Genomic DNA, 13,057 nt, shown 5'->3' with positions numbered 1-13,057 from the left:
CCAAAGCGCACTAGGGATCTCGTTGCGACGTGTCATGCCGGCAATGTTGTCGCCGACTCAACAGAATTCAAGGGTTTTGTTAGCCGCTCTAAGTATCCACGTCGAGCTGCCTTGCAACCTCGGCAACACGATCGGTGCCGGTCAGGCAATCGCTGGATGTCATCAGCGTACGAATACCTGCCTGCTCGCAGGTCCGTTGAATTACTTCGCAATCGGTGGCGACCAGGATGTGATCGGCCGGCGCGGCTTTTGCGCACTGCTGGTAGGTGCGCACGATCATGGGCACGCCGCCGAGTGCGATGAGTGGTTTTCCGGGCAGGCGCGACGAATCGCGTCTGGCCGGGATGATGATGGAGTAGGTCATGGGTAAGCTTCCTGGCAGTCGAAGTCTGTAAACGGCAAGCGGCTCAGCCGACTCTGCCTTGCCAAAAATCGGTGGAGTTGAGCCCCAGCCGGCTGACTGCCTCGGCAGCCTCGAGTACTGCATCGGTGTCGGTGAACAAACGGTTCCACAAGTCAAGTGAGAAGCCGTAATTGGTGTCGCGCGCCACGTTGAATAAAGGGACGAACTTCAAGGACGACCAGCTCAACTGCGGCTCCAACGCAAGCAAGCGCGACTTTGCAAACCCGTAACTGTCGACCAGGGTCTCTGCCGGGAATCCAATCCTGCGTGCGTAATCCCGCCACAATGACGATTCGAACGTGTAATGGCTGAGGTCCTGGAAGTGCCGGCCAGGCGCCAGTTCAAGCGTCGGAGACAATTCATCGTCTGCATAACTTGCGGGGCGCGGATCTTCTGGCATCGACCACAGCGCCAGCATGTCTTCGGTTCTGCCGAGCATGGCCTTCTCGGTGAAATGAAACGGCATGTGCTGCCAGGCGGCCGCTAGCGACACTGCAATCTTGCCCCTATTCCTCGTGCCACGAAAATGTGTATTGACGGCTTCGCAAATCGAGCCGGTGAGGACATTGTCGCTGCGGCACCGCACCGCGAATTCTATTCCTTGCGCAGCCAGGTGTTCGACACCCAAGCGGGCGGAACGCAACACGGTATTACGGTAATGCAGGCCCACATTGTCTGGCTGGGGGACCAGAATCAGTGCATCCAGCCACGGTCGACAACGATCCAGTAGGGCGCTGGACTGATGATCCCAGGTCACCATGCACTGATATGCCCACGGAAAGTGCAGGCGATTCCAGGCCAACACCAATGGCGTGAATTCGAATGCGAGTCCCTGTACGAAGATGCCAGTATCCGGCGCCGTCAGCCGACGCGATAGCTGCAGTTCCGGGAGCAAGCCGGAGACGTCCTGCAGCTCCTGCAGCAGCGCAACGCTGCCTTGATCGTAGTCCACCGCGCGCACTGTGCGAAATCGCCCATGCGCCTGGGTGATCTGGTTCATTACCTCTGGCGAGTGATTGGAAAAGATGACGATTAGTACATTGTCTATGGATTCGTCCAGCAGAGCGGACGGAGCCATCACCTGCACGCCATGCAGATTGATGCCCTGATTCTCACGCCGCGGGCAGATGGTGTACGCCAGGCTCAATTGCGAAGCGATAGCAGGATAGAAGTCGCGGAAGAATTGTCCGGCTCCCCAGCCGATCAGCTTGGTTCGGCTCAGATCCAAGTCCGGGTATTTGATACGGGCTCGATCAAGCGAGCCGGTGGCTAGCGCCATGGTGATGAACTCCTATCCTTGACCACACATAACATGTGCGGCAGATGCGTCTTTGGTTTGCGAAGCTGATTTCACTGCCGATCAGTTGGCTTTGTTTACGTCATGGTAGACCTAGCCACCAACCGACCCACCTCCCCAGCGCAAGGACATCTCTCTTCTTCGCTGCCCTTGGATTGCCTACCTTCGAGGTCGCGAGACAATCAAGTCAGTAAAAATAAAGGCAGGTATCCCAGCGGTCTTCGGTGTTGTGACGCAAACCAATACGATAGTCATCACGCATATTCTCCACTGCGTCTACCAATTCGAGCAGGTCCGAAGAACGGTGATAGGCTGAGATCGCAAGCGTCGGACGTCCCGCGACAATGTGTGCACTGGCACCACGTAACGCAGCTAGTTCGGCTCCTTCGATGTCCATCTTGATCAACGTAGGAGTGCGGTCAAGCAGGTCATCCAGCCGGCGCACGGCCACATTGTGGCAGTGAGACTGCCCAGATGGCATCGGAAGTAGTTGGCCACCGTGTCCACCTTCATGCAAAAATGGTAGCTCACCGTCAGCCTCTCCCAATGCACAGGCGATCAACTCTATCTGGCCTTCCCTGGCAGGCTGGAGACCACGGCCGCGAATAAATTCCTTTAGCGTCTCGCCGTTGAAGTGGTCTGGCTCAATCATCCAAATCTTTTCAAAGCTTTCATCCACGCTGTCGAGAAAGGCGCGGCTCGACTCGGCGATAGATGCCCCGCAATCGGCGAAGCATTCGTTCAAGCCCGGCGCGAAAAGGCCCGAGCGAAAATACAAGCTCGAGTAGGGCTTAGCTGCATGAAGGATCCACTCTGGATCGCAGGATAAATGCGCCAATAGCACGCTAAACAAAGTAAAGCGCGAATAAGGGTCGCCGAGGCGGGCAGCCAATGCATCGAAGCGCGGCAGGTTACGCACGATGTAGCCACCCCAATCTTCGACACGATGATCAAGGCACGCAGTAATGCCAAGCCAGCGGATGGCCTGCTCGTAGTTGAGTAACGGAATCCGGTGGGTGAGTGCCAGGTGTTTGAAGTAGCGACGCGAGTAGTCGAACCGACACGTGTTTACACAGACAATCGGGCGCGAGTTTGCCCATTGGATCAAGGTGGCGGAGCTGATAAAGGGAATACCATGAAATGTTTGCCCACTGCCGACCTTGTAGTCGTCGACCACGCCAATAATCTCTACACGAGCTGCGGCTTCTCGTACGAACACGCTGCCGAAGAGCTTGCTGCCGAGCAGCACTACCTGCAGGGTCGCGCCTTCCTGATCGAGTAATCGACGGGCCTGGGGTGGCACGCAGAAGTCCGGCTCACCCGCGAATGCATCCGCGTAACGGGCAAGGCATTCGCGCAGGACACGCTCGTCTCCGTTGGGATTGGTCGTGATTCGGAGGTGCTCATCTAGTGACATCACGTGCTCTCTATAATTCGGGTCAGCAAATTTGCATTTGGATTTGCTTGGATGGTTCGGTCGCTCGCAGGATGCGTGCACCTTCAGGCATCAGTGCGTCATGGAAAGATCTGTCCGATAGATTGCTCGGCAGCACGGTCGGTAAAAGCCATTCGCAATGCCTGCCAACCCTGGTGTTGGCAGTCGCGATGCTGGCACTACCGAGCGTACTGCCTTGGCCGATTTGCACGCCGTTCCCAATCAAAACACGTGCCTGCAATGTGACACAGGTGCCAAGGCATACATCTTGTTCGATCACGACTTGGCGATCGAGCCAACTGCCAACGCCAATACGCACGCCAGCTGCCACATTGCAGCCAGGTCCGATATGCACATTGCCCATCAAGCGCACATCGTCGTCGACGATTGCCGCTGGGGAAACCAGGTTCGCCAATCGATACCCGGCAAGCCGCAGCTGTGCGATCAACTTGTGGCGTGCATAGTTCACCGCCCGTGCGTCCAGCGCAACGAAGACCTCAGTGCTGGCTGCCGAAAAGCGCCCAAAAAAATTGCTTAGGTCAAAGTTATGCCGGTCTGCCGATTCCAAAGCGATGACGCTGTGCGCAAGTCCACAAGCGCGCGCCGTGTGTTCTGCTTGGGAAAGCGCCTGGTCCTGGCCTAGCAGGATGAGCGACGTCACGGCACATCCTCCAGCACTGCTTTGCGATACCAACGGTGCTGGCGCACCAGTTGAATCTCGTAATCACCGTGCATGATTGCGCCCGAGTGCGGCCCAAAACCGGCCTGCATGCGTTCCAACAGAGCGGTGTCTTCCGCAATGACGGTGCGCTCGCCTCGGATCAAATCGCTCAGTAGCGCGGTGAAGTCGGTACGCGTGTGCTTGCGCTGTGCCGTCATCACCCAAAGATGGTAGTCGGTTTCCGATGGCGAGACCGGGTCGTATTGCTGCAGCAGAAAATAGTCGCCACGCACGCTACAGAAGTTCACGTTGGGATAGACGAACCAGTTGTAGTACGCCTCATCTTCGCCATAGCGATCGCACAGCGCACGAAACCAGCTGTCTTGGGCCGTAATCTGCGCCTTCACCGGAAAGCTGAGCTCGCTCAGTGCCGGTACGGTCTGCACCTGCAAGAGTTGTTTTACCGGCGACGCAGTGTCTGGCACGGTTTCCTGCGAGCTGGCAGCCTTGTCCGTGGTAGTCATCAAAGGACCGAAGGTCTTGGGATGAACAAAAGGAACGTGGTTGTAGTCCTTGACGTTCTCCATGTTCAACTTCCAGTTGTAACGCACGCGATGACAGCTGTAGATGATATGCGTATCTAGGTGGGAGGATGCATCACTCAGCTGCTCCAGATACTCGGGCGCAAACTGTTCGGTCAGTGATAGCGGTTGCTCGGAGAAGTTGACGAACAGCAGCTGGCCGACCTGCGCTAGATGCAACTTGCGCAGGCAGATGGCTTCTTTTTCTTCGGCAGTGAATTGGTAGAGGCCCGGATTGGGCAAGCCACGTAATTCGCCTTCCGGCCCGAACGACCATGCGTGGTACGGGCACACCAATGGGCGCCTGCCGTGGCCGTTGATCTGGATCGCCGACTGCCGATGCGGGCACTGGTTGATGAACGCGCGGATGCCGGCGTCTGTGCGCTGCACCAGCACCGGGACGCCGGCCACCTGGCGTGCGAAGAACTGATTGCGCTCGGCAACCAGCGAAGAAAGCCCCACAAAGTTCCACAGCCGACCAAATAATCGCACCTGTTCCAGTTCAAAGGTCTGCGCGCTGGTGTAGTGCTTGACGTCGAGTGCGTGGCGAGTCATGTCCTGGGTCCTGAAATGCAGCGTGTCCGCTTCACCGGGTGAAGATGACACGCGCAGGATTGCCGGCCACCGTGCTGTTGGAGGGCACGTCTTTCACGACAACGCTGCCGGCGCCGACAATGGCGCCGTCACCAATGTGAATGCCGGGAATGATGGTTGCGTGCGGGTGGATCGTCACATCGTTGCCGATCACTACGCCTCCGCCGATAAATACGAAGCTGCCGATCTGCACGTAGTCGCCGATGTTGACTTCATGCGCGATGATTGAGGTAGACAGCACGGTGACGAATTCGCCGAGCCGACTGCCAGAGCCGATGGATACCCGTGAATCGAAAACGCCGCCACGACCGATGTAGCCGGCAGCCGCTTCGCGCGACGGTGGCGGGTGGAATACGATGAAATCCGCACCCTTGTCTATAAGCGCGCGGGCGTAGTGTCGCCGCGATGCAGGGTCACCGATTGCGCAGATGAAGATGTCGCCTTCCACCGGTTGATAGGTAGCAGGGTCGCCTACAATCGGCCAGCGCGACGTGCCCTGCAGATGCGTGCGGTCGTCTAGAAAACCTTTGATATCCCATTCAACGCCGTGCGCCGGATCCTCGTGGTACGCCAGCGATGCGATATCTCTTGCGAAGCCGCCCGCGCCAACGATTAGCAGGTGATAGGGCGGAACAAGTGCTTCGGCCGTCATGCGAACTCAACGCCTCCATCCATGCTGAAAGCCTGTCCGGTCACTTTGCTGCTGGCATCGGAAAGGAAATACAGGCAGGCCATCGCTACGTCGTCCGGTTGTCCGATGCCCAATGGATAGCGCTTACGGCTTTCTTCAAACCAAGCCTTGTCCTCATTGATCAATGAGGTTTCGACCAAGCCGGGGCAGAGTGCGTTCGCGCGGATCTTGCGACGCGCCAGCTCCAGCGCCAACGGCCGCAGCGTGCCGACCAGCGCGGCCTTGGAGCCAGCGTAGGGACCTACGCCTACTGTACCGGTCAGTGCGGCGATGGATGACAGAAAGATCACCGAACCCCCAGGCTTCAGCGATTGCCGCGCCAACAGGTGGCGGGTCAGCATCACCGGCGCCAGATAATTGATATCCATGACCTCGCGCAGGAATTTCTCGCTGACCAGTTTCATCGGCGACAGCCCGCGAATGCCGGCGCTGTGCACCACGCCATCGACGGGGCCGCATTCTGCAGCGAGTTGCTGCACGACAGCTGCATCGCTCAGATCGCCGGCAAACAGGCGATGGCCATCGCCCTGTAGCGATGCAAGCGTGGTTTGCAGACGCCCCGCATCGCGCCCGGTCACAATTAGGTGCGCCCCCGCAGCCGCGCATGCGCACGCGACCGCTTCGCCGATACCTTTGGATGCGCCAGTGACCAATACGGTCTTGCCGTGCAGGCCATACATATCGTGCAGCAGCGCCGAAACGGTATCGTCTGCTGCCATGGTGGTGTCGATGCTCATAGGCGGATAGGCAGGGAAATCCCACCATCAATGGTCAAGGTGCTGCGGGTAATCCAGCGGCTGGCGGCCGACAGCAGATACACCGCGCCTTTGGCGATGTCATCCGGGTCGATGCGCCCCAGCGGCGTCAACCCGATCTTGTCGTCCATATCTGCTGCAGTGCCCAATTTCTTCAGCATTGGCGTGTCCACGTAGCCTGGCGCGATGCAGTTGGCGCGGATGCCGTGTTTGGCCTGTTCGAGCGCCAACGTGCGGACCGCAGCTTCCAGCGCAGCCTTTGACGCTGCATAGCCTGCGGCGGCCTGAGGCGCTGCACGCGCAGACAATGCCGAAATATAGACCAGCGATGCGCCGTCGCTCAGGCGGCGCTTGACCAGCAACTGCTGCGTCAGCGCGATCGGTGCCAGATAGTTCACCGACAGCATCTGTTGCAGATGCTTTTCTGCGGCCATGCGGAACGGCACCAACGCGGCGACGCCTGCGCAGGACACCAGCCCGTGATACCGCTCGGCGGCATGCAGCAGGCGTGTGCGGGTGTCTTCTTCAGTCAGATCGCCGGCCACCACTGCATGCCCGCTGCCCTGCATTGCTCCGGCAACCGCATCCAGCCGTGCGGTATCGCGCCCGGTGAGCACCACGCTCGCGCCCAGACGCGCGCACAGCGTAGCAACTGCAGCGCCAATGCCCGACGAAGCGCCGGTCACCAGAATGGTCTTGCGTTGCAGTCCGAACGCGTCGGTAGTTGCTGCAGGTGTAGCCGTCATGACTCAATCAAATCAGGAAACACAGCACCGTCGATATCCAGCAGGCACGTGCCCCACGACAAGCCGATACCGAATCCGCACAACAACACACGCTTGGGCCCGGATTCGAGTTCCCTGTTGATGCGCGCGGTCATGGTCACCGGCAGTGAGGCGCCGCTGGTGTTGCCGAAGTCGCGCAGCGTCGAAGGAACTTTTTCCACTGGCAGGCCGAGCTTCTTGCGAATGGTCTCGTTGATCATGCGGTTGGCTTGATGGAACACGAAGTAATCGATCTCATCCTTGGATACGCCGGTGTAGTCGAGAAGTTTCTGTACCGCCGGTGGGATACGTTGCGTGGAGAAGCTCAACACTGCCACGCCGTCCAGGATCAGGTCAGTTGCACGTCGCCACTGACCATCGGGCTCTTCGCGGAACGGGATCAGGTGCTGCAGGGTCACCGGCTCGCGCTGGCCGCCCACCGGCAGGATGATCGCCTTGTAGCCACTGCCATCGCTGTTGAGGTCGAAGTACATCGGCGGCGCGTCGGCGCTGAACTCCAGCGCGGTGGCGGTGCCGGAGTCAGAGAAGATCGGGTCTTCCAGGTTCGCGCTGCGGTCGCCGACCAGCAGCAGGCCCTTCTTGACGCCGCCGGCGGCGATCATCGAGCCGAGCAGGTTGATGCCGAACGGGTAGGCCGAGCAGCCCAGGTTGACGTCGAAGGCGACGGTGGCATGCGACAGCCCCAGCCGGTCCTGCAGGATGATTGCGGTGGCCGGAATTGGATAGTCCGGCGACTGCGTCACCACGATCAGTGCATCGATCTCCTCGCGCTTCCACTGCAGCTTCTCGAGCAGCACTTCGGTCGCATCGAAGGCCAGGTCGGAAAAACACTGCCACTCCGCGGCCATACGGCGCGTCTCGATGCCGATGTTGCGCACCAGGCGCTCGCGTTCGGAACGGATCTGCGGCCGGCAGTCGGTGAGATTGGACACCACCCGCTTGGGCACGCATGTCGCCATGCCGGCAAAGCGGACGTTGTGCAGCGTGGAGGTCGGCATGGTGCTTACGCCTCGGTCAGTTTGTAGAGATCGCCGACGGTGATGGCAGCGGTGAGATCTTCGCCGGTAATGGTCTTGCCGTACTCCATGTCGAACATGACGATCACCCCCAGCGCCGCCAGCGAATCCCACTCCGGCAATTCCAGCAGCACGGTGTCCAGCGTGACCTCCACCGGCTCCTGGAAGTCGGTGGCGGAGAGGAAGTTCTCGATAAACGTTGCCTGGGTCATGCGAGCTCGCCTGGTTGCCTGTTGAAGAGATGGGAGTCTGGAATGCAGCTGCAGCGTGTTGCGATCATGTTGCCTGTGCGCCGGCGATCAGATCGGCAATGGTATCGACCTGGTCGCGGGTCAGGCCAGGAAAGATTGGCAGGCACAATACCTGTGCGGCCACTGAGCGCGCGACCGGCAGCCATGCCGGCGCCGAGGAGGGCAGGGCGCGATACATCGGGAAATCGCTGATCAACGGATAGAAGTACCGCCGCACCAGGATGCCGTGCTCGCGCATCACTTGGTACAGCGCATCGCGCGACAGCGGGTAGTCGTCCTGCACCAGGATCGGAAAGTACGCGTAGTTGGCACTGGCGTGATCGGGCCGCGCCACGCAGCGCACGCCGCGAACATCGCTCAATCGCTGCCGATACTGCGCATCGATGGCGCTGCGCTGGGCGATGGCGTGATCGATGTGCTTGAGCTGCAGCAGGCCGAAGGCCGCGCTGATTTCGTTCATCTTGCCGTTGATGCCCGGCGCCACCACCGTGGTCTCATCGACGAAGCCGAAGTTCTTCAGATGCCCGATGCGCTGATAGGTTCTTTCGTCCGGGCAGACGATGGCGCCACCTTCGAAGGTGTTGAACACCTTGGTGGCATGGAAGCTCAATACGCTCAGGTCGCCATGACGCAGGATCGAGCCACCCTCATCGCGCACGCCGAAGGCATGCGCCGCGTCGTAGATCACCTTGAGGTTGTAGATGTCGGCGATGCGCGTGATGGCAGCGGTATCGCAGGCGGTGCCGTAGCAGTGCACCGGCATGATGGCGGTGGTCTGCGGGGTGATGGCCGCCTCGATCTTGGACGGATCCATGTTGAGCGTCAGCGGGTCGATATCCACGAACACCGGCGTGATGCTTTTCCACAGCAGCGAATGCGCGGTGGCCACGAACGAGTAGGGCGTGGTGATGACCTCCCCGGTGATGCGCAGCGCCTGCAGCGCGGTGATCAACGCGGTGGTGCCGTTGGTGAGCAAGGCCAGGTGCGGCACGCCCAGGTATTCGCACAACGCGCGTTCGAACGCGTGATGCATGTCACCGCCATTGCTGAGAATGCGGCTGGACCAGATCTGCTCCAGATAGGGCAGAAATTCTTCCAGCGGCGGCAGCAGCGGACTGGTGACAGGGATGGGCATCAATGCCTCGGCAGGTGCTGGTGAATGTCGGGATTCCGCCGCAGCCGACGGCTGCGGACGGGGCGATCCTGCTGAAGCAAGCGCTATGCCAGCGAGCCGGGCCAGGAGATCGGCCCGCTCAGTTCGCCAGCTCGGTCTGCTCGCGATCGATGCCGTACTTGCGCAGCTTCTCCACCAGCGTGGTGCGGCGCAGGCCCAGCAGTTGCGCCGCATGCGCCACTACGCCCTGGGTACGTTCCAGCGCCTCGTTGATCAGCGCCAGCTCGATGTTGGCCATGTGGCCACGCAGGTCGATGCCATCGTCGGGCAGGCTGGAGCTGGTGGCCGGCTCGGCATCGGTTGTGGTGGGTGGCAGGGTCACCACATTGCCCGGCAGCGTGCTGTCTTCGACCGCGGCGGCAACCAGTGCCGGTTCGGGCGCAGGCTCGACCAGCACGGCTGCGGCGAAATCACCGCGGTAGCGCGCCGGCAGGTCCTGCACGCGCACCAGTCCGCCCGGATGCAGCACCGCCAGGCGCTCCACCAGGTTGGTCAGCTCGCGCACGTTGCCCGGCCAGTCGTAGCTGCGCAGCGCCTGCAGGGCTTCGTCGGCGAAGCGCACTTCGCCGCGTCCGGTGCGCGCCAGCTGACCGGCGATGGTCTGCACCAGCATGGCCAGGTCGTCGACGCGTTCGCGCAGCGCCGGCATCTCGATCGGGAACACGTTGAGGCGATAGAACAGGTCCTCGCGGAACTGGCCGTCGCTGATGCGGGTTTCCAGGTTGCGGTGGGTCGCGGCGATCACGCGCACGTTGCAACGGATGGTCTGGCCACCACCGACGCGCTCGAAGCTGCGCTCCTGCAGCACGCGCAGCAGCTTGACCTGCATCGGCAGGCTCATGTCGCCGATTTCGTCCAGCAGCAGGGTGCCGCCCTCGGCCATTTCGAAGCGGCCCTTGCGGGTGCTCAGCGCGCCGGTGAAGGCGCCTTTTTCGTGGCCGAACAGCTCGCTTTCCAGCAGATCCGGCGGGATCGCGCCGCAGTTGATCGCCACGAACGGCCCGTCGCGCCGCGGCGAATGCTGGTGGATGGCGCGCGCCACGACTTCCTTGCCGGTGCCCGATTCGCCCAGCACCAGCACCGTGGTGTCGAACGCGGCCACCTGGTCGATCAGCCGGCGCAGGCGGGTCACCGCCTCGCTGTTGCCGGTCGGGCCGGTGTCCTGCTGGACGCCGGCCTGGTGCTCGGCGTCCAGGCGCTTGAGGCTGGCACGGCGCAGCAGGGCTTCCAGCTGCGTATGCCGCAGCGGGGTGTCCAGCGTCCAGACATTGGCTTCGTGCAGGCCATGGGCCTGCGCAAACGCGCTCGGGCTGCCTTCCATCAGCAGCACCGGTGGCGGCAGCTTGGCGTCGGCCAGCCAGTCGAAGAACTTGTCGGCCTGGGCAGCGTCCTGCGCCGAGCCCACCATCACCGCCATCCATTCGTCGTGGCGATGGCGGCCGGGATTGATGTCGGCGCCGTCGGTGACCCAGCGCGGATTGAAGTCCATGAACTCGAGCAGCGAGACCGTGCGCTCGGCGCGCACGGCATCGCTGTCGATCAACAGAATGCGGGACTCACTCATTCCTGGCTCCTTCCGTCAGGCCCTCCAGGATTGGCATGACTTCCTGGATATAGGACAGCTTGCTAACAAAATTGTCAGCACCCGCGCGAAGAGCATGTTCACGATGCTCTGCATCGTCGAAGTGGCTCGCGATGACAATATACGGCGGATCGTCCTGCGTCTTGATCAGACGCGTTGCCTGCAGCCCGCCCATCTCCGGCATGGCCAGGTCCATCAGCACGACATTGGGGCGCAGCGACTCAGAGCGCTCGATCGCTTCCAGTCCATTGGCGGCACTGCCCACGATATCGAGCCACTCCACTTTGCGAAAATGACGCATCGCAGCGTTGATGAAGCCCTCGTGGTCGTCGACCAGCAGCACGGTGAGTTTGCTCATAGTAGTCCTTATCCTGCCCGGGCAAGCAGCGGTTTGTTGATGCGGCGGCGCTCGCGTGCCGGGGCGATGTCGAGTTGTTCGCGGTACTTGGCCACAGTGCGACGGGCAATATTAACGCCCTGGCGCGACAACAGCCCGGCGATGGCTTCGTCGGCCAGCGGCCGCCCGGCCGGCTCGCTTTCGATCAGTCGCCGCACCATCGCCTTGACCGCCTGGCCGGAGACGCTGGCGCCTTCCAGGCGCACCGCAAAGAAGTGCTTGAGCTCGAAGGTGCCGCGCGGGGTCTGGATGTATTTGCCGGTGGTAATGCGCGAAATCGTCGATTCGTGCATGCCGATCTCATCGGCGATTTCCTTCAGCGTCAGCGGTGCCATCGCTTCTTCGCCGCGCACCAGGAAGGCGGCCTGGCGTTCGACGATGGCGCGCGTGGCGCGCAGCAGGGTCTCGTAGCGCATCGACAGGCCGCGGGTCAGCCAGCGCGCTTCCTGCAGCATGTCGCGCAGCGGCTGGGCGGCGTCGCCGGCCTCGGCCAGTGCGCGCTCATGCACGGGGTTGATGCTCACCCGATGCGTGGTGGCCGGGTTCAACGCCACCCGCCAGCTGCCATCGGCATGCCAGGCGAGTACGTCGGGAATCACGCTGGCGTTGCTTTCCTGCAACAGGTCGTCGCCGGGGCGCGGCTGCAGCGACAGGATCAGCCGTACCGCTTCGCGCACATCGTCCACCTCGGCATCGTGTGCGCGCGCCAGCAGCGGATAGTCGTGGCTGGCCAGCAGGTCCAGGTCGCCGGCAAGGATGCGCGCGGCCAGATGACGCGCCGGCACGCGGCCGGGCAGGGTGCTCAGCTGGGCCTGCAGGCACTCGCGCAGGTCGCAGGCGGCCAGGCCGGCCGGGTCGCCGTGCAGCAGGCGCTGACGGACCACTTCCACTGCCTGCACGGTCATACCAAGACGGGTGGCACCCAGCTGCTGCAGCGTCGCGATGGCCTCGGTCAGATAGCCGGCGTCGTCGGTCTGCTCCAGCCAGAACGCGGCGGCCCCCAATGCGGCCTCGTCCAGGTCCAGCGCCAGAGCGCGCAGGATGCGCACGTGCGGGTCGGTGGATTCGCCGGCTGCCACGCGCTGCATGCGGTCGTCGTCGTCGCCGTTCCAGCTGCTGCCCTGCACGTCCCACATCGTGCTTTCCGGCAGTTCATCGAAGGCGGCGACATCGGAAGCGCCATCGTCGCTGGTCGCGGCGGCGTCGCTGTCGGCCAGTTCTTCCAGTTCCAGTAGCGGATTGGTTTCCAGCGCGCGACGGATTTCCAGTTCCAACTGCATGCCGTCCAATTGCAACAGACGGATCGACTGCAGCAACTGCGGGGTCAGGTGCAGTTGCTGGCCAAGCTGGGCGGAAATGGTCGTCTTCATCGAAGCGCTTCCGGAAGGCGCCGCACGTGGCAGCGATGGAACGCATCTTGCAGGACAAGGCGACG

General features: G+C 61.6%; 14 protein-coding genes. All 14 read right to left on the bottom strand.

Annotation, left to right across the window (positions count from 1 at the left end; all coding sequences use genetic code 11):
* Window positions 1-88: 88 nt before the first annotated feature.
* The 14 genes from XarbCFBP7408_RS17160 to rpoN all read right to left on the bottom strand — a co-directional run bounded on the left by XarbCFBP7408_RS17160 (window position 89) and on the right by rpoN (window position 12,992).
* On the bottom strand, window positions 89-364 hold the full coding sequence (locus tag XarbCFBP7408_RS17160) for a cytidylyltransferase domain-containing protein (RefSeq protein ID WP_258072180.1): 276 nt from the start codon (window positions 362-364) through the stop codon (window positions 89-91).
* Window positions 365-407: 43 nt separating this feature from the next.
* Window positions 408-1,682 carry a WavE lipopolysaccharide synthesis family protein gene (locus XarbCFBP7408_RS17155; protein ID WP_104563980.1) on the bottom strand — a complete coding sequence of 425 codons (1,275 nt, stop codon included), beginning with the start codon at window positions 1,680-1,682 and terminating at the stop codon, window positions 408-410.
* A gap of 205 nt (window positions 1,683-1,887) precedes the next feature.
* A complete protein-coding gene (locus tag XarbCFBP7408_RS17150; RefSeq protein WP_104563979.1) occupies window positions 1,888-3,117 on the bottom strand; it encodes an FkbM family methyltransferase in 1,230 nt (409 codons plus the stop codon).
* 22 nt (window positions 3,118-3,139) lie between these two features.
* Entirely contained in the window at window positions 3,140-3,796 is a 657-nt protein-coding gene (locus tag XarbCFBP7408_RS17145; RefSeq protein ID WP_104563978.1) for an acetyltransferase, read from the bottom strand.
* Complete coding sequence (locus XarbCFBP7408_RS17140) at window positions 3,793-4,932, bottom strand: aromatic ring-hydroxylating oxygenase subunit alpha (protein ID WP_104563977.1); 1,140 nt, start codon at window positions 4,930-4,932, stop codon at window positions 3,793-3,795. Before XarbCFBP7408_RS17140 ends, XarbCFBP7408_RS17145 begins: the two co-directional genes overlap by 4 nt.
* Window positions 4,933-4,963: 31 nt before the next feature.
* A complete protein-coding gene (locus XarbCFBP7408_RS17135) occupies window positions 4,964-5,623 on the bottom strand; it encodes an acetyltransferase (RefSeq protein WP_104563976.1) in 660 nt (219 codons plus the stop codon).
* Window positions 5,620-6,399 (bottom strand): SDR family NAD(P)-dependent oxidoreductase, encoded by a 780-nt coding sequence (locus XarbCFBP7408_RS17130; protein WP_181106753.1) that lies wholly within the window; start codon window positions 6,397-6,399, stop codon window positions 5,620-5,622. Before XarbCFBP7408_RS17130 ends, XarbCFBP7408_RS17135 begins: the two co-directional genes overlap by 4 nt.
* Window positions 6,396-7,163, bottom strand: a complete 768-nt coding sequence (locus XarbCFBP7408_RS17125) for an SDR family NAD(P)-dependent oxidoreductase (protein ID WP_104563975.1) — start codon at window positions 7,161-7,163, stop codon at window positions 6,396-6,398. Before XarbCFBP7408_RS17125 ends, XarbCFBP7408_RS17130 begins: the two co-directional genes overlap by 4 nt.
* On the bottom strand, window positions 7,160-8,200 hold the full coding sequence (locus tag XarbCFBP7408_RS17120) for a ketoacyl-ACP synthase III (RefSeq protein ID WP_104563974.1): 1,041 nt from the start codon (window positions 8,198-8,200) through the stop codon (window positions 7,160-7,162). The genes XarbCFBP7408_RS17125 and XarbCFBP7408_RS17120 overlap by 4 nt, the downstream gene beginning before the upstream one ends.
* Before the next feature lie 5 nt (window positions 8,201-8,205).
* Window positions 8,206-8,430 (bottom strand): acyl carrier protein, encoded by a 225-nt coding sequence (locus XarbCFBP7408_RS17115; RefSeq protein WP_104563973.1) that lies wholly within the window; start codon window positions 8,428-8,430, stop codon window positions 8,206-8,208.
* Between the two features lie 64 nt (window positions 8,431-8,494).
* On the bottom strand, window positions 8,495-9,604 hold the full coding sequence (locus XarbCFBP7408_RS17110; protein ID WP_104563972.1) for a DegT/DnrJ/EryC1/StrS family aminotransferase: 1,110 nt from the start codon (window positions 9,602-9,604) through the stop codon (window positions 8,495-8,497).
* Between the two features lie 118 nt (window positions 9,605-9,722).
* Window positions 9,723-11,207, bottom strand: coding sequence for a sigma-54 dependent transcriptional regulator (locus XarbCFBP7408_RS17105; protein WP_104563971.1), 1,485 nt, complete (start codon window positions 11,205-11,207; stop codon window positions 9,723-9,725).
* Window positions 11,200-11,583, bottom strand: a complete 384-nt coding sequence (locus XarbCFBP7408_RS17100) for a response regulator (RefSeq protein ID WP_016904817.1) — start codon at window positions 11,581-11,583, stop codon at window positions 11,200-11,202. The genes XarbCFBP7408_RS17105 and XarbCFBP7408_RS17100 overlap by 8 nt, the downstream gene beginning before the upstream one ends.
* A gap of 8 nt (window positions 11,584-11,591) precedes the next feature.
* Complete coding sequence (gene rpoN, locus XarbCFBP7408_RS17095; protein ID WP_104563970.1) at window positions 11,592-12,992, bottom strand: RNA polymerase factor sigma-54; 1,401 nt, start codon at window positions 12,990-12,992, stop codon at window positions 11,592-11,594.
* Between the last annotated feature and the right edge of the window lie 65 nt (window positions 12,993-13,057).

It is taken from the genome of Xanthomonas arboricola pv. guizotiae (assembly GCF_002940205.1).
Taxonomy (GTDB): Bacteria; Pseudomonadota; Gammaproteobacteria; order Xanthomonadales; family Xanthomonadaceae; genus Xanthomonas; species Xanthomonas arboricola_C.
This window is presented reverse-complemented; position numbering and strand designations above follow the sequence as displayed.

Coding starts and splice junctions, on each gene's coding strand:
- XarbCFBP7408_RS17120 (WP_104563974.1), bottom strand. CDS start 8,200: ATGCCGACCTCCACGCTGCACAACGTCCGCTTTGCCGGCATGGCGACA.
- XarbCFBP7408_RS17125 (WP_104563975.1), bottom strand. CDS start 7,163: ATGACGGCTACACCTGCAGCAACTACCGACGCGTTCGGACTGCAACGC.
- XarbCFBP7408_RS17155 (WP_104563980.1), bottom strand. CDS start 1,682: ATGGCGCTAGCCACCGGCTCGCTTGATCGAGCCCGTATCAAATACCCG.
- rpoN (WP_104563970.1), bottom strand. CDS start 12,992: ATGAAGACGACCATTTCCGCCCAGCTTGGCCAGCAACTGCACCTGACC.
- XarbCFBP7408_RS17135 (WP_104563976.1), bottom strand. CDS start 5,623: ATGACGGCCGAAGCACTTGTTCCGCCCTATCACCTGCTAATCGTTGGC.
- XarbCFBP7408_RS17105 (WP_104563971.1), bottom strand. CDS start 11,207: ATGAGTGAGTCCCGCATTCTGTTGATCGACAGCGATGCCGTGCGCGCC.
- XarbCFBP7408_RS17100 (WP_016904817.1), bottom strand. CDS start 11,583: ATGAGCAAACTCACCGTGCTGCTGGTCGACGACCACGAGGGCTTCATC.
- XarbCFBP7408_RS17110 (WP_104563972.1), bottom strand. CDS start 9,604: ATGCCCATCCCTGTCACCAGTCCGCTGCTGCCGCCGCTGGAAGAATTT.
- XarbCFBP7408_RS17115 (WP_104563973.1), bottom strand. CDS start 8,430: ATGACCCAGGCAACGTTTATCGAGAACTTCCTCTCCGCCACCGACTTC.
- XarbCFBP7408_RS17140 (WP_104563977.1), bottom strand. CDS start 4,932: ATGACTCGCCACGCACTCGACGTCAAGCACTACACCAGCGCGCAGACC.
- XarbCFBP7408_RS17160 (WP_258072180.1), bottom strand. CDS start 364: ATGACCTACTCCATCATCATCCCGGCCAGACGCGATTCGTCGCGCCTG.
- XarbCFBP7408_RS17130 (WP_181106753.1), bottom strand. CDS start 6,399: ATGAGCATCGACACCACCATGGCAGCAGACGATACCGTTTCGGCGCTG.
- XarbCFBP7408_RS17150 (WP_104563979.1), bottom strand. CDS start 3,117: ATGTCACTAGATGAGCACCTCCGAATCACGACCAATCCCAACGGAGAC.